This is a genomic window from Haloglycomyces albus DSM 45210 (assembly GCF_000527155.1).
Taxonomy (GTDB): Bacteria; Actinomycetota; Actinomycetes; order Mycobacteriales; family Micromonosporaceae; genus Haloglycomyces; species Haloglycomyces albus.
Genome location: NZ_AZUQ01000001.1, coordinates 2,896,777 through 2,917,808 on the forward strand (window position 1 = coordinate 2,896,777; position 21,032 = coordinate 2,917,808).

Below are 21,032 nucleotides of genomic sequence, written 5' to 3' on the forward strand. Positions count from 1 at the left end.
AGCAATGGGCCCACAGGCGTGGGAGGCCATGCGATCCATGCGACGCAATGGCGATGATCTCGGAAACGTCCGGCTGGACAAACGCACGAAGAAGTTGATTCTGGAGTTCGCCAAACCCTACCGTACTGAAATTACGGTGTTCCTGCTGATGGTCATCGTGACCGCGGCGATTTCGGTGGCCGTACCCGTGCTGGCGGGAAACGTCGTCAATGAGTTGACCCTGGAGGGTGGCACGCGGTCCGGCGTGCTGATCCTGGCGGGCGCGATCGGTGGTCTCGCCGTCGTGGAGGCGGCCGTGTCCCTGATTCAGCGGTGGTACTCGGCCCGACTGGGCGAAGGGATCATTTACGATCTACGCCGTAGCGTATTCGACCATGTGCTGGCGATGCCGATCGCGTTCTTCACGCGGACGCAAACCGGAGCGCTGATCTCGCGACTGAACAATGACGTCATGGGGGCGCAGCGGGCCTTTACCACCACATTGTCCGGCCTGGTGTCCAATGGAATCGCGGTCGTATTGACCCTGGCGGTCATGTTGGTGCAGTCCTGGCTCATCACGCTGTTTTCCCTGATTTTGGTGCCGGTGTTTTTGATTCCGGCCAAACGAGTGGGTAAGAAACTGGCGGGTCTCACCAAGGATTCCTATGATCTCAACGCCCGCATGGGGACTCAGATGACCGAACGTTTCAATGTCGGCGGTGCCACGCTGGTGAAACTCTACGGTCGTCCTAACGAGGAATCGGAGGCCTTTGCGGAACGCGCCGATCGGGTTCGGTCGATCGGAGTGACCACGGCGATGTACGCCCGTACCTTCATCGTCGCGCTCACCCTGGTTGCCGGGCTCTCCCAGGCACTGGCGTACGGCGTCGGTGGTTGGCTGGTCTTCGACGGCCGCCTGGACGCCGGTACCGTCGTGACTCTCGCCCTGTTGTTGACGCGTCTGTACGGACCATTGACCGCATTGTCGAACGTGCGTGTCGATGTGATGAGTGCGCTGGTGAGCTTTCAGCGGGTCTTCGAGGTATTGGGGCTCAAACCGGCGATCGCGGAAAACGACGCAGCGCGTACCCTGCCCGCCGATGCCGCTTCGGTCTCGTTTCGGGAGGTGGACTTCCGTTATCCGAGCGCTGAAGAGGTCTCCTTGGCGTCGTTGGAGGTCGTATCGCGTCCCGATCAGAGTGACAACGGTCCGGTTCTACGGAATGTGAGTTTCGAGGTTCCGGCGGGGAATCTGGTGGCGTTGGTGGGGCCCAGTGGTGCCGGTAAGACCACGATCGCCTCCCTGATACCGCGTCTGTACGACGTCAGTGCCGGTGCGGTGTCGGTGGGAGACGTCGACGTACGCGACGCGAGTTTCGCGAGCCTGGCCGCCCATATCGGAGTAGTCACTCAAGAGGCCCATCTCTTCCACGACACGGTCCGTGCCAACCTCGCCTACGCGAAACCCGACGCCGACGACGCCGAGATTTGGGCGGCATTGGAGTCAGCGCAGGTGGCGCACGTGATCGAACGACTCGACAGTGGACTTGACACTTTGGTGGGAGAGCGTGGGCATCGCTTCTCCGGCGGGGAACAACAACGCCTGGCCATCGCGCGAGTGATGCTGAAGGCGCCCCCGATCGTCATCTTGGACGAGGCGACCGCTCACCTGGACAGCGAATCCGAGGCCGCCGTGCAGGCGGCTCTGAACCGGGTGCTTGAGGGACGTACCGCCATTGTGATCGCGCATCGGCTGTCCACCATCCGCCGCGCCGATACGATTGTGGTTCTCGATGCCGGTCGCATCGTCCAGAAGGGAACTCATCACGAGCTGTTGGCCACCGACGGATTGTATGCCGACCTGTACCGTACGCAGAACCTGGTGGATGGCTAGATCGATGTGACGGTTCGTGGGTCGACTGAAAACCGGTTGCGGATCACAGTGGAATTGATCATGCTCGACCCATGGAGATCACCTATATCGACCCCGACGACACCACCACACTGCGGCTGGCGTTTGACCTGATGCAGCGTGCCATCCAGCATGACTGGCCCCATTCCATGCCGATGGATTTTCGGTTCTACCAGGCGAGCTACCAACGTGGGAAACCCGGATCGGAGCACCGGTATTATCTGGCTCGCGAACAGGGACGACCTGTGGGTGCTCTGACTCTGGGACTGAACCACAAGGCGAACCTTAAAAGCGCTTTCCTTGACGTCTTCGTCGATCCTGACGAGCGCAGGAAGGGTCATGGCACCGCCATGCTCGAATTCCTGTACTCGGAGGGGCGGAAGGCGGGACGTCATACGTTCTATGCCGACACCCATACGGAATTGGACCCCGATCGGAAAGCGGAGGCGCCTGGATTTTCCTTCGCTCAGAAACATGGATTCGATATAGGCCTCGAAGTGGTCAATCGCATCTTCGAGGTGACGGACTTGAGTGCCGACCGGGAACGGGAGCTCACCGAACGAGCGGAGCGGAGTGCCGCCGGCGACTATGAACTGCGCAGTTTCATTGGACATCCGCCCGTCGATTTGAAGCAGGCCGTGGCCGCGCTGACGTCCACCACGATGGACGAGGTTCCCCTGGGCGACCTGGAGCTGGAGTCGCAGAAAGACAGCGTTGCCGACCGGGAACATATCACCGAAACCCGCCTCCAATCCGGGGTTCGACCGATGTACACCGTTGCCTGCCACCGGGAGACGGGTGAACTGGCGGCGTTGACCTTGTTGTTCGTATACGACCGGCTTCCCGACGTCTATCAGGGACTGACGATCGTCACTCCCCGGCATCGTGGGCATAAACTGGGTCTTTGGGTGAAGATGGCCAATCTGCGTCTTCTGCGCCGTGAAGCGGAGTACGCACAACGGATCTGGACGGACAACGCCGATGTCAATGCCCAGATGAACGCCATCAACGCAGCCATGGGTTTTAAACCCGTAGATATGGTACTGGAATTTCAGAAGAAGACGGAGTGATGCGGATCGGGGCGGTTCGACTAAGCGCGGCGTGACTCAAAGCGGTACACGTCACTGCCCCGATCGCGTGAAATCGGGGTCCGGGTGGACGCGAGGAGGTGTCAATACCCACAAACGGCGCTGGAAACGGCAGTCTGATCTCACCATGCGCTATCGTTAACAGTTGGCCCACCGAAGTGGCCATGACCAAATCCTCAGTCTGTTGACGATCAACAGTCCAACCGAGTTGGTTGACACATCAGGCGCGTCCCGCCGTTCACCATCAGAAGTCTGGTGAGAATCAATCGCGGTACGTGCAGTGCGCATCCCGCGAAAGGCTTTAATACAGAATGACCGTGGAAAACACGACCACCGACGCCGTCCAAGAACCGCAAGAGGCCGGTCTGGATCTCGACGCGATCGGCGTTACCCCCGACCCCGAGGCCATCGAACCGCAGAATCAGGTCGAGGCCGACGAGGCACCCGAATCAAACTCCGTCCCCGAACAGAAGAGCCCGGAAAAGCAGGGCGAGGAGGACGTTACCTTCGCCGATCTGGGCCTAGCCGACATCATCGTTTCCTCCTTGGCGGCCAAGGGCATCGTTAAGCCCTTCCCCATTCAGACGGCGACCATTCCCGACGCGATCTCCGGTCGCGATGTGCTGGGACGAGGACGTACCGGCTCCGGCAAGACCCTGGCGTTCGGACTCCCCGCGCTGACCCGCCTGGCGAAATCCCATGACCGCACCGCACCGGGACGTCCGCGCGCGGTCATCCTGACTCCGACCCGGGAATTGGCCATGCAGGTAGCCGAATCTCTGGAACCGTTCGGGGAGTCGATCGGTATCAAAATGAAGGTCGTCTGCGGTGGCACGGCGTTTTCCCGCCAGATCGAAGCGCTGCGTCGTGGCGTGGACGTGCTGGTCGCGACCCCCGGACGGCTTCGTGACCTGATCAACCGCGGTGAGGCCGATCTATCCGACGTCGACGTCGCGGTGCTCGATGAAGCCGACCAGATGGCGGACATGGGTTTCCTCCCCGAGGTGGAAGAACTGTTCGACCAGCTTCCCGAAGGCGGACAGCGCATGCTGTTCTCCGCCACGTTGGAGAAGGAGATCGGCGTTCTCGTCGATCGTTATCTGACCGAGCCGGTCGAGCATTCGGTCGACCCCTCGGCGGGTGCCGTCAGCACGATGACGCACCACCTCCTGCTCATCGGTCCGCGCGACAAGCGTGAAATGACCGCCGCGATCGCCGGCCGACCGGGAAACACGATGGTTTTCGTGCGTACCCAGTTGGCCGTGGACCGCATCGCGGAGGAACTCCAGTCGTCCGGCGTCAACGCCGCGGGACTGCACGGCGGCATGAGCCAGGCCGACCGCAGCAAGACGCTGGACAGATTCAAAGACAATAAATTGGACGCGCTGGTCGCCACCGACGTGGCGGCGCGCGGTATCCACGTCGACGGGGTGGACTTCGTTCTGCACGTCGATCCGCCCAAAAACCACAAGGACTATCTGCACCGCGCCGGGCGCACCGCCCGAGCCGGAGAGTCCGGTACGGTCGGAACGCTCGTCCTTCCACATCAGAACCGGCAGATGTTCAATCTGATCGAACGCGCCGGTGTTGAGGCGGAACGCCACTTCGTGCGGGGTAACTTCGACGCGAAGCTGGTGGACCTGCTGGGAGTTCGCAACTTCACCGAACTGCGGGCCACTCAAGCGGAGCGCCAGGTCAAGGTCAATGAGCGCGAGGTGAAGCGGTTGGAGCGTCAGATCGAGAAGCTGGGCACCAACAACGAACGCCTGCTTGCCGACGCCGCACAACTGCGTGAACGTGCCGAGCGTGAGATCATCGAGGGTCCCAGTAAGGAAAAGCGTGGCGGTGACCGTCGCGGCGGCTACCGTGACGACCGCGGTGGACGTGGACGCAACAACAACCACAAGGGACGCGGCCCGCGCAAGGGCGGCTACCGTGGCGATCGTCGCGAGGGCGGTCGTGACTTCGGCGGTAAGCGTCGCGACGGTGGACGTAAGGGCGATTTCCGCGGTGATCGCCGTGACGGCGGACGCAAATCCGACCGAGGTAACTGGCGCGCCTTCGACGATCGCGACAACGGCGGAGGTCGTGGTCGCGGCGGACAGCGTCGTCGCTGGTAAACGAGAGTAAGACGAAAAGCCACCACGGAAACGTGGTGGCTTTTCGTATGAGCAGTGCGCGTCGTCGGCGACGGGGTGGTCCGTGCCCGTTACCGGCCGTCCGGTTTGCGAACCGCGTCCTCCACGAGACGAAGCACGTTCTCCAATTCGATGTCCTCGCGTCCGGTTGCCAAATAGCGGGTCAGGCCGTCGTAGACCAGCTGGAGAAAACCCGCCAGGACCGGAATCGGCACGTCCTCGCGCAGTACCCCGATGTCACGCTGGTGCTGGAGGCGAGCGCGAGACGCTTCGGCGATGGCGACCCAGCGCTGTCCCCACGCGGCGGCGAATTCGGGGTCGGTGCGTAGGCGGCGGGCGACCTCGAGCTGCGTTCCCAGCCAACCGCGCGTCTCCTGTTTGTCGGCGGCGGCGACTAGGTCCTGCATGACCCCCACCAATCCCCGTTTGGATACCGTGTCCATCATCTGCTCGGCGTCGTCGGACGCGACGGCCAAGAAGAGCGCATCTTTGTCTTTGAAGTGGTGGAAGATCGCGCCACGGGACAATCCGGTGGCCTCTTCCAGGCGACGCACCGTCGCACCTTCGTAACCAAATCTCGCAAACGTGGAACGCGCACCGTTGAGAATCTGGTGGCGACGCGAATCAAGATGCTCCTGGCTAACACGTGGCACAGCACAAAACCCTTAACCGACCGATAGAACGCAAGTGGGACGATGCTAATTTTCCCATCCACCGTTCGCAGCGTTGACACCGCGTCACCTATTCTGGATGGGATGCAAATCAGCGACTTCTGGGCACGCATGGACCAAACCTTTGGATCGGCGTACGCCCAGTCCATTGCCACCGATCATACCCTCTCTGAACTCGGGGGACGCACGGTTGACGAGGCGATGTCGGACGGGGAGAACATTAAACGGATATGGATGGCGGTATGTCGTAACTTCGAAGACAGGGTGCCCAAAAGACTCTGGAGATAAGCGAGCCGCTCGCGCACAATTGTCAAACACGCTCCGGGCCACAATGGCGGCGGGGATGTCATAGGTAAGGTCTACGGTTAAACACATGGCGAAACAATCAAGCTCTCGGTCCAACAGCGCCGGCAGCCCGCAGGACAAGGAAAAGGCCCTCGATCTGGCCTTGGCGCAGATCGACAAGCAGTTCGGTAAAGGGTCGGTGATGCGGCTGGGCGAAAAGCCCAAACAGAACGTCAAGACGATCGACACCGGCTCCATCGCTCTGGACATCGCCCTCGGGGTGGGGGGACTGCCACGTGGCCGTGTCGTCGAAATCTTCGGTCCCGAGTCGTCCGGTAAAACCTCCCTGGCCCTCCACGCCATCGCCGGAGCACAGGCGGACGGAGGAGTGGCCGCCATGATCGACGCCGAACACGCCCTGGACCCCGTCTACGCCGAGGCCATCGGCGTCAACATCGACGACCTCCTCGTCAGCCAGCCCGATACCGGGGAACAGGCTCTCGAAATCGCCGACATGCTCGTGCGCTCCTCCGCGGTCGACCTGATCGTCATCGACTCGGTCGCCGCCCTGGTGCCGCGTGCCGAAATCGAAGGGGAAATGGGCGATTCCCACGTCGGTCTACAGGCACGCCTGATGAGTCAGGCGCTACGTAAAATAGCCGGAGGGCTCAGTCAGACCGGAACCACCGCTCTCTTCATCAACCAGTTGCGTGAAAAGGTCGGCGTCATGTTCGGCAGCCCTGAGACCACGACCGGTGGACGTGCCCTGAAGTTTTACTCCTCGGTACGCCTCGACGTGCGGCGTATCGAGACACTGAAGGACGGCACCGAAGCGGTCGGTAACCGTACTCGCGTCAAGGTCGTCAAAAACAAGGTCGGTTCCCCCTTCCGCCAGGCGGAATTCGACATCATCTACGGCCAGGGCATCTCCCGAGAAGGATCCCTGATCGACATGGGCGTGGAGCACGGGATCGTGCGCAAGTCGGGAGCCTGGTACACCTACGAAGGTGACCAGCTCGGCCAAGGTAAGGAAAAAGCCCGCGCCAACCTGCGCGAGAACCCGGACCTTGCCGAGGAAATCGAAAAGCGCATCAAAGAGAAGCTGGGCGTAGACACCGAAGACACCGACGAGGCGGCGACCAATGGCGACGAAGCGGCGGTTGACTTCTAAACCCGACGATCCCGAAGCGGCCCGACAATACGCGACATGGCTATTGTCGGGCCGACCCCGCACCTCCTACGAACTGCGAGAAGCCATGTTGTCCAAAGGTTTCGACGCAGAAGTGATCGACGAGGTTCTCGCACGTTTTCACGACGTCGGGATGATCGACGACGCGACCTTCGCGCGGATGTGGGTCGATTCACGGCATCGTGTGCGTGGACTGTCCCGTCGGGCGCTTGCGGCGGAACTGCGTCGTAAAGGGGTGGAAGACGAGGCCGTACAGGCCGCTGTGGACGAGGTGACGCCCGAATCCGAGTGGGAGGCCGCCCGAGCCATCGCCGAGCGACGCTTCCGATCGATGTCACATCTGTCCGAAACCGTGATCATGCGTCGCCTGGTGGGCACCCTGGGACGGAAAGGCTACGGACCCTCCGTGGCGATCGGTGTGGTGAAGGAGCTGCTGGCGGAAGCCGACTCACCACTGGCCGATGAGGTGGATGCGGACCAGTTCATCGATCCTGACCAGGGGTGACGCGACCCGTCTGGTGGCACGGTCCGTGGATATGACGGTAGTGGACGACATGGGTGGTCGGTAGGGTCGTATCCTGCGGCCCGCGCAGGTGTATCAATATATGGACCGTTCGTGACCGTGGTGGCAAGGGACGAGGTGGTCCACTACCATTGGGTTTTCAACGACGCAGCGCCGCGCCCGGTCTTTTCGTCTGTTTTCACGAGCTTTCAGCGAGGTATTTTCGCATGGTTGAGGTCCAACCGACCGTAGTAATTGCTGACCCGCTAGCCGATTCCGCCGTCGACGTCCTGTCGCGGGATTTCAATATACGCACCATCGATGGAACCGATGTCGCGACGTTGCACTCCGCCTTGGCAGACGCAGAGGCCGTCGTTGTGCGTTCGGCCACGACGATCGACGCGGCGGCACTCGAAGCGGCACCTAAACTCAAAGTCGTCGCCCGCGCGGGAGTGGGGCTCGACAACGTCGCCGTCTCCGAGGCGACCGAACGCGGAGTCATGGTGGTCAATGCTCCGACGTCCAATATCGTTTCCGCCGCGGAACAGGCTATTACTCTGCTTCTGGCGAGCGCCCGTCACACTTCGGTGGCAAGCCGGTCCTTGCGTGAAGGACGGTGGGATCGTAAGAAGTTCACCGGTGTCGAGGTACGGGGAAAGACGGTCGGCGTCGTCGGGCTCGGTAAGATCGGGCAGCTGGTGGCCGCTCGAATGAAGGCGTTTGACACGGAAATCGTCGCCTATGATCCGTATGTGCAGCCCTCGCGCGCGGCTCAAATGGGGATCAAGCTGATGAGCTTGGAAGAGGTCTTGGCCGTCAGTGATTTTGTCACCGTTCACCTCCCCAAGACGCCGGAGACGGCCGGGCTCATCGCCAAGGACGAACTGGCCCGCATGAAACCCGGGGCCCGTATTATCAATGCGGCACGAGGTGGCCTGATCGACGAGGCGGCGCTCTACGACGCGCTGCAGTCCGGGCATCTGGCGGCCGCGGGCCTTGACGTGTTCGCGACCGAACCGTGCACCGATTCTCCACTTTTTGAACTGGACAATGTGGTGGCCACACCACACCTCGGTGCCTCCACCCGGGAGGCACAGGACAATGCCGGGCTCGCGGTCGCTAAGAGCGTGTCCTTGGCCCTGGCGGGGGAATTCGTACCGGATGCGGTCAATGTTCAGGCCGGTGGCATCGTCGACGAGGACGTGCGTCCGTATCTCACGTTGGCCGAGCGCCTGGGACGTACCGTCACCGCAGTATGCGATGGGGCCTTGCAGTCGGTGACGGTGGAAGTCGAAGGGCCCATCACCGCCTCGGACGTATCGGTTCTGCAGCTCGCCGCTTCTAAGGGGCTCTTCTCCGCCGTAGCCGATTCGGTTACCTATGTCAATGCTCCACTGGTGGCGAAGCAACGCGGTGTCGACGTCGGCCTCCGGGTCAATGCCGATTCACCGGCATTGCAGAATACCGTTACCCTGCGTGGGGCCTTGGTCGACGGCCAGGCGGTGTCGGTGAGCGGTACCGTGGCCGGAATCGGAGACGAACAGCCGAAGCTTCTCGAGGTCAATGGCTTTGACTTGGATATCGACGCTGCTGGCGCCCTGTTGTTCCTGAGCTACAACGACCATCCGGGTGTCGTGGGTTTGATCGGGGGAACCTTGGGTGACCTGGAGATCAACATCGGTTCCATGCAGGTGTCGCGTAAAGCCGCCGGCGGTGAGGCGTTCATGGTGATGACCACCGACGCCGAGGTTCCCGCCGATGTGGCCGCGCATATCCAACGGACCGTGGGGGCCGATGCGGCCGCGGCGGTGACCCTGGAGGATTAAGGGAGCCGTGCCGTCCACAAGCCTTGGAATGCGAGCCTAATTTGTATCCCGTACAGCGGGATACACCAGCCGAAATGCGGGACACGGGGGCTAGTCTAAAGACTACCTACGTGCCCCGTATTTTTACGCTTGGAAAGGCAGTCCATGAGCTCAATAGCGGTCATCCCCGGCGATGGCATCGGCAAAGAGGTAATCGACCAGGCCATGAAGGTGGTTCGCCTGGTGCTTCCCGACTGGGAGGCGGTGGAATACGATCTGGGGGCGTCGCGGTACCACGCGACGGGTGAGGTTCTACCCGACTCGGTCCTGAGTGAACTCGACACGCACGATGCCATCCTGCTCGGTGCGGTGGGCGACCCCAGCGTTCCGCCCGGGGTATTGGAACGCGGTCTCCTCCTACGGTTGCGATTCGAATTCGACCAGTACGTGAATCTGCGCCCCTCGCGCCTGTACCCGGGAGTCGCCAGTCCGTTGGCCAAGGTGCAACCTGGAGAAGTGGACTTCATTGTGGTCCGGGAGGGCACCGAAGGTCTGTACGCGGGCGCGGGCGGAAATCTCCATACTGGAACCGCCGCAGAAATCGCCACGGAGGAAAGTCTGAACACCCGGTACGGTGTCGAACGGGTCGTGCGCGACGCCTTCGAGCGAGCGCGGAGTCGACGTGGCCGTCTGACCCTGGTGCACAAGACAAACGTGTTGTCCCACGCGGGAGGCCTGTGGAATCGCGCTTTCGCGGACGTGGCCGAGGAGTACCGCGACGTGGTGACCGATTACCAGCACGTCGACGCAGCGGCGATGTTCATGGTCAACCGACCGCAGGATTACGACGTCGTGGTGACCGACAATCTGTTCGGAGACATCATTACCGATATCGCCGCGGCCGTCACCGGTGGGATCGGACTGGCCGCTTCCGGTTGTGTCAACCCCGATCGGACTCATCCCTCCATGTTCGAACCCGTACACGGATCGGCACCGGACATCGCGGGTCAGGGTATCGCTGATCCCATCGCGGCGATCATGTCGGCGAGCCTCTTGCTGGAACATGTTGGGGAAGCAAAGGCCGCTACCGTCGTCCAAGAGTCCATTGAGCGGGAACTTTCTTCCCGGTCCCCGGGACAGGCAGTGGGAACCGAAGCGGTGGGAGATCGGGTCGCGTCCGATGTAGAACAACGGCTCTAAAATCAATTCCACCGGTCCTCACCTTGGAAAACAGGGTGGGGGCCGGTGTCGTGTCGCCGTTCGGACGGAGGGAAGTGACCTCGAGGCGGCCCGGTCGGCAATGAAAAATCAGTCCGATAAAGCCGCCACCCGTATCGTCGCGACCTGAACGAGCGCTAAGTTAGAGGCAGAAGAATTTGAGACTGGTCGGGATGGCGAGCTTTGGCGTCACCGCTGAAGTACCCGTGCCCCGGTGGGAAGCGTTCCAGACGACGTCGTACCGGACGTGCCGGTGCTCGACCGACCAGAACTCAAGAATTTGCCGTGTCGCGAAGGAAGACCATGACTGACGACAAGTTGCCCGATTTCGAGGTTATCGCCAATGAACGGCCTCGCAGTGCCGACGAGCGTGCCGAACTGTTGGCCGAGCCCGGATTCGGATCAGTTTTCACCGACCATATGTTCACCATGCGCTGGAGCGCCGATCGAGGATGGCACTCGGCTCGGGTAGAACCGTTCGGTCCGCTGACGTTGTCGCCCGCAACGGCAGTACTGCACTATGCGCAAGAGATCTTCGAAGGGCTGAAGGCCTATCACCGCTCGGACGGGACGGTGGGTCTGTTTCGCCCGGAAGCGAACGCCCAACGTTTCAACGGTTCGGCGCGTCGCCTTGCCATGCCGGAACTGCCGGAGAAATGGTTCCTCGCCTCCATTCGGGAGTTGATCTCGGTGGACCGCGACTGGGTTCCCACCGAAGGTGAATCCAGTCTTTACGTGCGGCCGTTCATGATCGCTACCGAATCGTTCCTAGGGGTTCGTCCTTCGCAGGAATACCTCTACGGTGTTATCACGTCGCCCGCCGGAGCCTATTTCAAGACCGGTCCCAAGCCGGTGACTCTGTGGGTGAGCGAGGATTACACTCGTGCCGCACCCGGCGGAACGGGTGCCGCCAAATGCGGCGGTAATTACGCCGCCTCACTTGCGCCGCATTCCCAGGCGATTGAAAAAGGCTGTGACCAAGTCGTTTTCCTGGACGCCGTGGAACACAAGTACATCGACGAGCTCGGAGGTATGAACCTCTTCTTCGTGTACGGCGATGAGAAAGTCATCTATACACCACGGTTGACGGGCTCGATCCTTCCCGGTATCACCCGCGACGCCATCATCACTCTGTTGAGCGAGGAAGGCTGGGACGTACACGAAACCGACTACAGCTTGGAGAAATGGCGCGCCGACGCGCAGTCGGGTCGATTGACCGAGACGTTCGCCTGCGGTACGGCAGCGGTCATCACCCCCGTCGGTATGATCCGTGAACAGGGCGGGGAGTTCTCCATCAACGAATCGAAAACCGGTGAACTGACACGTCGGCTCCGCAGTCGGATTCTCGACATCCAGCATGGACGGGCTGAGGATACGCATAACTGGACGCAGACGATCGAGTAGAACGGTCCACGTCATGACAGCACGGTGAGGGTTCCTTGCCGTGCTTTTTTCGTAGTACCGACCGAAGACGATCGAGGGCGGTTTCGCGCGTTTCGTCAGCGGGACGTCGCCGCACCGGCCACAATCATTGCAGAGGCCTTCCACTTGACGCTGCCGTACCGACTCAGGTCTCGAATACGTTTCGTACATTGACCGTCTACCGTAGAAAGGATTCTTGAGGTGAGCGATGTCGAGATTCGAGTCAATCGTCTGGGGGCGGAGAAAGGTCGGGGTTGGCAAGCGATCGTACTGGCCGCGCTGCTCGCCCTGCCCCTGGTCGTTTGGCTGGGCGCCGAGGACGTTCTCGGCGTACCTACCGAACGGTTGAGCGAGAACGAGGGCATTGAATTGGAGTCGTTTCCCGGTAAAACCGCGCGACTCGAGGTCGTCGTCGCCGATGGAACGTGGACGGCCCGACCGAGCCTCAATGCCGATTCCGTGACTTTGACACAGGGAACCTCGACGGTCTCCATTGGAGTGTTCGGTTCGGTCGAATCGTTGGAGCGTCTTATCGAACGTCGTGCCGACGTCGTGACCCGAACGCACACCGGGCTGGTGGCCACCTCGTTCAACGACTTCGAATCCAGCGTCGCCGATTTGAACGGCCAACGGGCCACTCTGGTCGGGCGCAACGTCGGCGGCGGGATCTTCGTGGTGGGAAACGACTCCGGTGCGGCCGCGACCATCGTGGCGCTCGGTCCCGCCTCTCAGTCGGCCGATACCACCTTGGCGGTGGTCAACGAGTTCATTTCACGATTTACTTTGGAGGGCGAGTGAGCACCGTCCCTACCGAACACGTGGTTCTCGAAGGTCAGGGGGCCTTCATTCGGGTGCGACGCCCCTCCTATTGGCTGTTCGCCGGTTGTCTCGCTTTCGGGTTGATCAGTCTGGGGAGCACGATCGGGAACGAATACGACGGTGTGGCCGGTGCCCTGTGGATGTCGGTGGCCGTCAATGGTGTGCTCGCCGCCGTTTTCATCTGGATCATCGGGAAGCTCGACCTGTTCGAGAAGGAACCTCCGACGGTTCGGGCCGCCGCGATGTGCTGGGGCGCTCTTCCGGCGGTGGCGTTTTCCATCGTCACCAACAATGCCGCCCTGCAAGTCATGGCCAGCTCAGAGGGGGTGGAGTGGGCGCGTCGCTGGGGACCGGCGATCGCAGGACCGTTGAATGAGGAATGGTACAAGGCACTGGGAATCGTACTGCTGGTGTTGATCGTGCGGGAACATTTCCACCGACCCATCGACGGTTTGATCTACGGGGCGATGGTGGGTATCGGCTTTCAAGTCGTAGAGAACATCACTTACGCGGTAAACTTCGCTCTTGTCAATCCCAATAACGAGTGGGCGGGGTCGATTGCGGTGACGGTGACACGATTGGCCGTCGCCGGACCATGGTCGCATCCCCTGTACACGGCCGTGGCCGGGCTGGGAATCTCGTACTGTGTCACTCAATCGCGTAAACCCTGGACCAGCAGGGTCACCGCCGTAGTGGTCGGTTTCGCCACCGCCGTATGCATGCACGCACTGTGGAACATGCCGTTGTCGGAGAACATCAATCCCGGCTGGGCGATTCTGCTGACGTACGGCAAGGGATTCATCATCCTGGCCTTCTTCATCGTTCTGTACCTGGCGGCCGCCCGCATCGAATTCAGCTGGTTCGTGACCACGATGAGTGATCAGGACACCGATGTCATCACCACCGGGGAACTGACCGCCATGCGCTCCCTCCGCGCGCGCAGAAAGGCACGCAAGGCCGTCGCGAAAAAGTACGGTAAGGATACCGCCCAGCTGCTGCGGCAGTTGCAGAATGAACAGGTCAGTCTGGGGGAGTCGCTGGGGCGCGAGTATCGACGCAGCGCCGACAACGATCCCGACGTCGCTCCGGACGTGGCGGCGGCCAAACGCAACATCGCCGCTATTCGCAGCCGGATGAACGAGCGGACGTCGGCCGAAGAAGAAGGAACTCCGTCACTGCTCGGAGCCGTCGGTCGGTGACGGCGACAAACTCGGATCGCCGCCGTCACCGTCGTCTCCATCGTCGCCGGAATCTCCGTCGTCCCCGTTCGAACCGTCGTCTCCGTCATCGCCGTTGTCGGAGTCGTCGTCATCCGTTTCGTCGGGCGGAGACGGTGTCGGCGAACCCTCCTCCGGAGGCTGTTCGTCCTCGGACTCGCTGGGAGGGTCGATTGGGTCGAGAGCGGTCGTCTCGTCGTCATCCGGCTCAGGATCAGGACTCGGAGAGGTGGACGGTTCACCACGTTCCACCCCGCCGCCATCGGATCTTGGGGGTACGTTCTCCTCCGCGTACGGCTCTTGGGAACGGGTATCGGAGTTGGAATCGGACCATCCGGGGCGAATCGTGGACTCATCGGCGGGTTCCTGTGACGCCAGATAGTCGGGAACGGGGCCGAACAGGGTCCATCCGGCTGCGGCCGCTCCCACCGAGGCGATGGGAAGCGCGACCATCAGGGCCCAGCGACGACGGTTCTTGGCACGCGGATCAGCGGTCACGATGACTCCTTATGAACGACCTGGCTTTGTCGGGTCTAACGAGTCTTCAGTCGGAAGGTTACTGCCGGTCACCCGTCGGTACGACGCCGAATCGACCGCAACTTCGTCCGAAACGGATCACGTGGCGTCACTCGCGGGGGAGGGGAGTCGACGGGGTGAAGTCCTGCTCCGCCAGACGGGGCCAGGCGGCCTGGGACGCGACGATGATGGTGACGTTCGAACCCACGCACAATTCGTAGCGGTTGGAGCATTCCGCCTGCCGCACCCACATCTCCAGAAAAAGTTCGTCGCGAGTAAAACACGCCTCGACGTCCGAACCGCCGGGACAATCGGTTTTGGGGACTACGAGCCAATCGTTGTCGAGCAAGGTTTGCAGGTACTGAATGGAGGTGTCACCGGCCAGTCCGTCGGATTGCCAGGTTCGTACCCGCACGCGGCACTCCTCCAGACACCATCGGCTCCCGTAGGTGTCGTCGTCTCCATGCTGAGCGGCCCACGAGGGGACCCGGAGCTCGTCGAGGGCGCGGCGGGTGGGATCGGTGGTCAGAACATGGCCGGCGGACAGAAGCACCGCCACACCCACCGCTGCCACTGCGACCACGGTCAAACACAGATTTCTCATGCGCTGTATCCGACTGCCGGAGTCGGCCAGACGCTTGCGAACTCGCCCGACCGATCTCCCCGATACCGCAGTCCGGCCGTCCGGTCTCTCCGCCATCATTCTCCTCGTACGATTCGACGCAGTTTGCTCAGGCGATCCGCCAGGGCGGCTTCCTCCCCGTGCCGAGTGGGGCGATAGTAATTCCGTCCACGGACCACCTCGGGGGCGTATTGCTGGCCGACCACACCGCGGGGGTCGTTGTGTGGATAGCGATACCCTTCCCCGTGCCCCAGGTTCCGGGCCCCGCGGTAATGCGCATCGCGCAGGTCGGACGGCACCGGTCCCACCAAACCCGACTTAACGTCGGAAACGGCCTCGTCAACCGCCACGATGACGGCGTTGGACTTCGGTGCGGTCGCAAGATGGGCGACCGCCTGAGCGAGGTTGATGCGGGCCTCGGGCAAACCGATCCGCTCTACTGCCGTAGCGGCGGCGGTGGCCGTTTGCAATGCCGACGGATCGGCGAGACCGACGTCCTCGGAGGCGAATATGACCAATCGTCGGGCAATGAACCGAGGGTCCTCGCCGGCCACGATCATGCGGGCCAAGTAGTGCACGGCGGCGTCGACGTCTGAGCCGCGCAGGCTTTTGATCAGCGCACTCGAGATATCGTAGTGCCCGTCTCCCGAACGGTCGTAACGCAAGGCCGCGGTGTCCAGTGCCGACTCGACCAATGACAGGTCGACGGTGGTCGACCTTTTGGCGGCGGCCGTGGCCGCGGCTGCTTCCAGGGCGGTCAACGCCTTACGCGCGTCCCCGGCCGCCATGCGTACCAAATGTTCGGCCGCGTCGTCGCCCAACTCCAGGGCACCGTCGAAACCACGCGGATCGCTCACCGCCCGTTCCACCAGGTTCGCCACATCCGTATCGTTCAGCTCGTGCAGGGTCAACAGCACACAACGACTCAAAAGCGGACCCACCACGGAAAAGTACGGGTTTTCGGTGGTGGCCGCCAAAAGAGTGATGGTGCGATCCTCCACGGCACTCAGCAGCGAATCCTGCTGAGTTTTGGTAAAACGATGGATCTCGTCGATGAACAGAATCGTCTGCGGCCCACCCGTACGACGAATCCGCCGAGCCTCTTCGATCGCACCCCGTACGTCCTTCACTCCCGAATTCAAGGCGGAGAGAGACTGAAAGCGGCGATCGTCGGCGCGTGCGACGAGATTGGCGATCGTGGTCTTGCCCGACCCGGGCGGGCCCCACAAGATCACCGACATCAATTGGCGTCCCTCCACTATCTGGCGCAAGGGGGACCCTGGAGCGAGCAGATGTTGCTGCCCGACCAGCTCGTCCAAATTCGCGGGGCGCATCCGCACCGCCAAGGGTGCGTCGGCGGAATCAGACGACGCCGAAGACGGCTCAGGCGTCGAGGTTGAGTCGGAAGGAGTGTCAAACAGGCCCGGATTATCCACTCCCACAGGTTAGTGCATATGCAGATTCCAGCCACGTCACCGCGAGAGAAGTTCATCGCACACCACGTTATTCCCCTCACCGGGAGATCTCAAACCTCAATCAAGCTGCGATAACATCCCTGTGGCGCCGCGTGACACTCGCCCGGACGAGGGAGCGTACGACACGCGAGCATCGTCCCCCGCGACGGACCCGCCTCCGCCCCACCTCAAGGGCTCGTAAACCGGACAGGCATAATGTGGCAGAACAAACATCCCAAAAGGACCACCCGCACCGGAAACAGCGAAGCCAACCGTCCGACACCCACCTGGCTTGGACACCACTACGTCACCCCGCAGTGGCCACGCCAGAACCATCGCACGACGAGATCGTTCCGGAGGCTGAACCATGCCGGCATTTCTCTTGGCAATAGGGGTACTGTCCCTGTTCGCCGCAGGATTCCTCATCTATTCACGCTATCTGTCCACCGCCGTCTTCCGCCTGGACGACGCCTACGTGACCCCCGCACACCGCTACCGCGACGGAATCGACTACGTACCCACGAACAAACACGTCCTCTTCGGCCACCACTTCACGTCGGTAGCGGGAGCGGCGCCCATCATCGGACCGGCCATCGCCGTGTTCTGGGGATGGTTGCCCGCCCTCATATGGGTCGTGGTCGGAACCATCGTGGCCGCCGGAGTACACGACTTCGGCTCCCTCGTCCTCTCCGTACGACACCGCGCACGCAGTATCGGCACCATTACCAAGGACGTCATCAGCCCACGGGCCGGAACGCTGTTCCTGCTGATCGTTTTCTTCCTCATCACCATGGTCTGCGCGGTGTTCGCCGTGGTCATCGCCAACCTCTTCCTCGCCAACCCCGGATCGGTGATCCCGATCTTCGGTGAAATCCCCATCGCCATGCTGATCGGCGCCTACATTTGGCGAACCCGGACCCCCGCCCTCATTCCCTCACTACTCGGCGTGGCCGCCCTCTATCTGCTCATCATCGTGGGACACCAGTATCCCGTCGACCTGTCGCCGGTGGCCGAAGCGGTGGGAATGCAACCGCGGACGGCCTGGATTCTCATCATCCTCGCCTATACCTTCATCGCCAGCCGCCTCCCCATCTGGCTGCTGATGCAACCCCGCGACTACATCAACTCCCACCAACTCTTCATCGCCCTCGCCGTGGTTCTGCTCGGGGTCGGAGTCGGCTGGGACCGCATCGTCGCCCCTGCCATCAACAACGTCCCCGACGACTCGCCCAGTATGTGGCCGTTCCTATTCATCACCATCGCCTGCGGCGCCATCTCCGGATTTCACTGCCTCGTTTCATCCGGAACCAGCTCCAAACAACTCGACCGCGAGACCGACGCCCGCATGGTCGGCTACGGCGGAGCTCTCGGAGAGGGGAGCCTGGCGCTATGCTCCATACTCGCCGTCACCGCGGGAATCGCCGGCAGCCGAGGAGAATGGGAAGCCAGTTACGGCAGCTTTACGGAAGCGGGAGCGGGAGCCGTGGGGAACTTCGTCAGCGGCATCGGACACTTCGCCGCCAACCTCGGACTCCCCGAACACTACGCACTCATCTTCGGGGCCGTAGTCGTGATCTCCTTCGCCGCCACCAGCCTCGACACTGGCGTGCGTCTACAGCGCTACGTCATCCAGGAGATCTCCCGGCAGGTCGGATTCAAACCACTCTCCAACAACCTCACCCTGGCCGGAGTTCTCACCGTAGTCCTGGCCGCCGCCCTCGCCCTCGCCCCAGGAGGCGGCGACAAAGGATTCGCCCTGGGCGTGCTGTGGCAGCTGTTCGGAACCACCAATCAACTACTCGCCGGGCTCGCGCTGGCAACCCTCGCCGTCTGGCTGGTGAAACGCAATACCAATCCTTGGGCAATACTGACGCCGATGGTCTTCCTGGTGGCCATGACCTCTTGGGCCCTGGTCGTCAACATCCAGAAATACTGGGAAGCCGCCCGGGAACAGGGCGCGGAAGCGACCCTATGGGTGCTGCCACCGCTTGCGGTGGTGATATTCGCGCTCGCGGTGTGGACCATGATCGAAGCGGCCTCCGCGCTGGGTAAGGCGTGGGGCAACCGCGGTTCGTCGCCGCGTACGTCCGATACGGAGGAACCCAATGTGACTCTGGATTCGTCGCGCGTACGCGACTGATCGAATCGACGAGTCGGCTGTGGCCCGGCACCTCTGTAGGGTACCGGGCCACAGCCGTCACGGAAGGGCGTGGCACCGGAGGAGTTCGGTTCCACGCCGGTATTTCTTCGTTAACCCTCGGTGTCGTCCTCTTCAGGTTCGTAGTCGATACCCGCTTCGGAGCGCTGCTCGGCGGTGATCGGTGTGGGAGCCCCGGTCAAAGGGTCGTGGCCGCCGCCCGTCTTCGGGAAGGCGATGACTTCGCGAATGGAGTCGGAGCCGGTGAGCAGCGAGCAGACGCGGTCCCAGCCGAAGGCGATGCCTCCGTGAGGTGGCGGCCCGAATTTGAACGCCTCCAAGAGAAAGCCGAACTTCTCATGGGCTTCCTCCGGAGTGATACCGAGAACGTCGAACACGCGGGACTGTAGACGGCCGTCGTGAATACGGATCGAGCCGCCGCCGATTTCGTTGCCGTTGCATACGATGTCGTATCCGTAGGTCAAAGCCGAGCCCGGGTCTTGCTCGAATTTCTCCACCCAGTCGGGGTTGGGCGAGGTGAACGGGTGGTGGACGGCGCTCCAACCTCCGTCGTCGGTCGGCTCGAACATGGGCGCGTCGACGATCCAGCAGAATGCCCAGGCCTCTAGATCGATGAGGTCGCGGCGGCGACCGATTTCGAGACGGGCGGCACCGAGAAGCTCCTGGGCCTCACGCCGATCGGGTGAGGCGGCGAAGAAGACGGCATCGCCCGGTTTTGCCCCGGTGGCTTCGGCCAGCCCGTTCAGGTGCTCCTCGGACAGGTTTTTGGCAACCGGTCCCTTCGGCTCCCCGGTTTCGGCGTTAAGCGTGACGTAGGCGAGACCCTTGGCACCACGCGCCTTGGCCCAGTCCTGCCAACCGTCCAGTTCTTTACGGGTTTGTTCGGCTCCGCCGGGCATGACGACCGCACCGACGTATCCGCCCATGTCGATGGCCCCGGCGAAGACGCGGAACTCCGTTCCGCGTAGATAGTCGGTCAGCTCGGTGAGTTCCTGGCCGAAACGCAGATCCGGCTTGTCGGAACCGAAGCGGTTCATTGCCTCGTGCCAGGTGAGATGCGGAATCGGGGTGGGGATGTCGTAGTCGGCCAGCTCCTTCCAGAGACCGGCGACAATTTTCTCACCGATGGAGATGATGTCTTCCTGCGAGACGAAGGCCGCTTCGATGTCCAATTGAGTGAACTCGGGCTGCCGATCGGCGCGGAAGTCCTCGTCACGATAGCAGCGTGCAATCTGGTAATAGCGTTCGAAACCGCCCACCATGAGGAGCTGTTTGAACAGCTGTGGCGATTGAGGCAGGGCGTACCAACTTCCCGGTTGGAGACGCACTGGAACGAGGAAGTCGCGCGCGCCCTCCGGGGTGGACCGAGTCAGGGTTGGAGTTTCGACCTCGAGGAAGTCCTCTTCGGCGAGAATATCGCGAGCGATCTTGGTCGCCTGGGAACGTGTGCGCAGAGCCCGCGATGGTCCGGAACGACGTAGATCGAGGTAACGGTAGTGCAGCCGCACTTCTTCGCTGACGTCGATATGATCGTCGATTTGGAAGGGCAGTGGTTCGGCCACACTGAGGACGGTCAGGTCGGCCACGCTGACTTCGATGGAGCCGGTTGGTATCTCGGGGTTTTCATTGCCGTCGGGTCGGATGGCAACGGTACCGGTTATTTGAATGCAGTACTCATTACGCAATTTTTGGGCCGCTTCGGCCGCTTCGGAGTCGCGGAAAACGATTTGAACGACCCCGGACGAATCGCGCAGATCGACGAACTCCACTCCACCGTGGTCGCGGCGACGGGCCACCCATCCGGCGAGGGTGACTTCTTGGTCGGCGTGTTCGGCACGCAAGGTGCCGGCGCGGTGTGTGCGATACACAGCTATGCTCCTGTTGTCGTGATCGTGCTCGGTGTACGTGAGGCCGGGGGAGACCCTGCCTCGGGAGTCCGGGTTCCGCGTTCGGCCCGGGATAGGCCGGTGTCAGAACCACATACAGTGGTGCCGTTGGGAACGTGGAATGGGCGAGGACGCTGTATTCCGTCCATTC

The 21,032-nt window shown here is 62.0% G+C and carries 17 protein-coding genes; 12 read left to right on the forward strand and 5 right to left on the reverse strand.

The genetic code is table 11. From position 1 onward, the window contains the following. The first annotated feature begins 4 nt into the window (after positions 1–4). From HALAL_RS0113425 to HALAL_RS0113435, 3 genes are all read left to right on the forward strand, one after another. Positions 5–1,873 (forward strand): ABC transporter ATP-binding protein, encoded by a 1,869-nt coding sequence (locus HALAL_RS0113425; protein WP_035534562.1) that lies wholly within the window; start codon positions 5–7, stop codon positions 1,871–1,873. A 71-nt stretch (positions 1,874–1,944) separates the two neighbouring features. After that, positions 1,945–2,961 (forward strand): GNAT family N-acetyltransferase, encoded by a 1,017-nt coding sequence (locus HALAL_RS0113430; RefSeq protein WP_025274493.1) that lies wholly within the window; start codon positions 1,945–1,947, stop codon positions 2,959–2,961. Between the two features lie 335 nt (positions 2,962–3,296). Next, positions 3,297–5,099 carry a DEAD/DEAH box helicase gene (locus tag HALAL_RS0113435; RefSeq protein ID WP_245598110.1) on the forward strand — a complete coding sequence of 601 codons (1,803 nt, stop codon included), beginning with the start codon at positions 3,297–3,299 and terminating at the stop codon, positions 5,097–5,099. 89 nt (positions 5,100–5,188) lie between these two features. On the opposite strand, the gene HALAL_RS0113440 is transcribed toward HALAL_RS0113435, so the two are convergent. Next, positions 5,189–5,770: a TetR/AcrR family transcriptional regulator gene (locus HALAL_RS0113440; RefSeq protein ID WP_025274494.1), complete on the reverse strand. Its 582-nt coding sequence runs from the start codon at positions 5,768–5,770 to the stop codon at positions 5,189–5,191. 102 nt (positions 5,771–5,872) lie between these two features. On the opposite strand from HALAL_RS0113440, the gene HALAL_RS0113445 reads away from it, so the two are divergent. The 8 genes from HALAL_RS0113445 (at position 5,873) to HALAL_RS0113480 (ending at position 14,227) form a co-directional block, all read left to right on the forward strand. Continuing rightward, the gene (locus tag HALAL_RS0113445; protein WP_025274495.1) at positions 5,873–6,076 is read left to right on the forward strand and encodes a DUF3046 domain-containing protein; all 204 of its coding nucleotides are present in this window, start codon (positions 5,873–5,875) and stop codon (positions 6,074–6,076) included. Between the two features lie 85 nt (positions 6,077–6,161). Then, positions 6,162–7,244, forward strand: a complete 1,083-nt coding sequence (gene recA / locus HALAL_RS0113450) for a recombinase RecA (RefSeq protein WP_025274496.1) — start codon at positions 6,162–6,164, stop codon at positions 7,242–7,244. Next, complete coding sequence (locus tag HALAL_RS0113455; RefSeq protein ID WP_025274497.1) at positions 7,216–7,767, forward strand: regulatory protein RecX; 552 nt, start codon at positions 7,216–7,218, stop codon at positions 7,765–7,767. The genes recA and HALAL_RS0113455 overlap by 29 nt, the downstream gene beginning before the upstream one ends. Positions 7,768–7,991: 224 nt before the next feature. Next, positions 7,992–9,590 carry a phosphoglycerate dehydrogenase gene (serA, locus tag HALAL_RS0113460; RefSeq protein WP_025274498.1) on the forward strand — a complete coding sequence of 533 codons (1,599 nt, stop codon included), beginning with the start codon at positions 7,992–7,994 and terminating at the stop codon, positions 9,588–9,590. Positions 9,591–9,734: 144 nt separating this feature from the next. Then, positions 9,735–10,769 carry a 3-isopropylmalate dehydrogenase gene (locus tag HALAL_RS0113465; RefSeq protein WP_029767971.1) on the forward strand — a complete coding sequence of 345 codons (1,035 nt, stop codon included), beginning with the start codon at positions 9,735–9,737 and terminating at the stop codon, positions 10,767–10,769. Positions 10,770–11,090: 321 nt separating this feature from the next. Further along, positions 11,091–12,191, forward strand: coding sequence for a branched-chain amino acid aminotransferase (locus tag HALAL_RS0113470; protein WP_025274501.1), 1,101 nt, complete (start codon positions 11,091–11,093; stop codon positions 12,189–12,191). Between the two features lie 219 nt (positions 12,192–12,410). Continuing rightward, complete coding sequence (locus tag HALAL_RS0113475; RefSeq protein WP_025274502.1) at positions 12,411–13,007, forward strand: hypothetical protein; 597 nt, start codon at positions 12,411–12,413, stop codon at positions 13,005–13,007. Then, positions 13,004–14,227, forward strand: a complete 1,224-nt coding sequence (locus HALAL_RS0113480; protein WP_025274503.1) for a PrsW family intramembrane metalloprotease — start codon at positions 13,004–13,006, stop codon at positions 14,225–14,227. The genes HALAL_RS0113475 and HALAL_RS0113480 overlap by 4 nt, the downstream gene beginning before the upstream one ends. On the opposite strand, the gene HALAL_RS18700 is transcribed toward HALAL_RS0113480, so the two are convergent. The 3 genes from HALAL_RS18700 to HALAL_RS0113495 form a co-directional block, all read right to left on the reverse strand. Continuing rightward, on the reverse strand, positions 14,201–14,743 hold the full coding sequence (locus HALAL_RS18700; protein WP_025274504.1) for a hypothetical protein: 543 nt from the start codon (positions 14,741–14,743) through the stop codon (positions 14,201–14,203). The genes HALAL_RS0113480 and HALAL_RS18700 overlap by 27 nt on opposite strands. A gap of 127 nt (positions 14,744–14,870) precedes the next feature. Further along, the gene (locus HALAL_RS17800) at positions 14,871–15,461 is read right to left on the reverse strand and encodes a hypothetical protein (RefSeq protein ID WP_025274505.1); all 591 of its coding nucleotides are present in this window, start codon (positions 15,459–15,461) and stop codon (positions 14,871–14,873) included. Then, positions 15,461–16,819, reverse strand: a complete 1,359-nt coding sequence (locus tag HALAL_RS0113495) for a replication-associated recombination protein A (RefSeq protein ID WP_025274506.1) — start codon at positions 16,817–16,819, stop codon at positions 15,461–15,463. The genes HALAL_RS17800 and HALAL_RS0113495 overlap by 1 nt, the downstream gene beginning before the upstream one ends. A gap of 385 nt (positions 16,820–17,204) precedes the next feature. Here HALAL_RS0113495 and HALAL_RS0113500 point away from each other — a divergent pair, with 385 nt between their 5' ends. Beyond that, positions 17,205–18,977 carry a carbon starvation CstA family protein gene (locus HALAL_RS0113500; RefSeq protein ID WP_025274507.1) on the forward strand — a complete coding sequence of 591 codons (1,773 nt, stop codon included), beginning with the start codon at positions 17,205–17,207 and terminating at the stop codon, positions 18,975–18,977. A gap of 110 nt (positions 18,978–19,087) precedes the next feature. On the opposite strand, the gene aspS is transcribed toward HALAL_RS0113500, so the two are convergent. Beyond that, a complete protein-coding gene (aspS, locus tag HALAL_RS0113505; protein WP_025274508.1) occupies positions 19,088–20,863 on the reverse strand; it encodes an aspartate--tRNA ligase in 1,776 nt (591 codons plus the stop codon). Between the last annotated feature and the right edge of the window lie 169 nt (positions 20,864–21,032).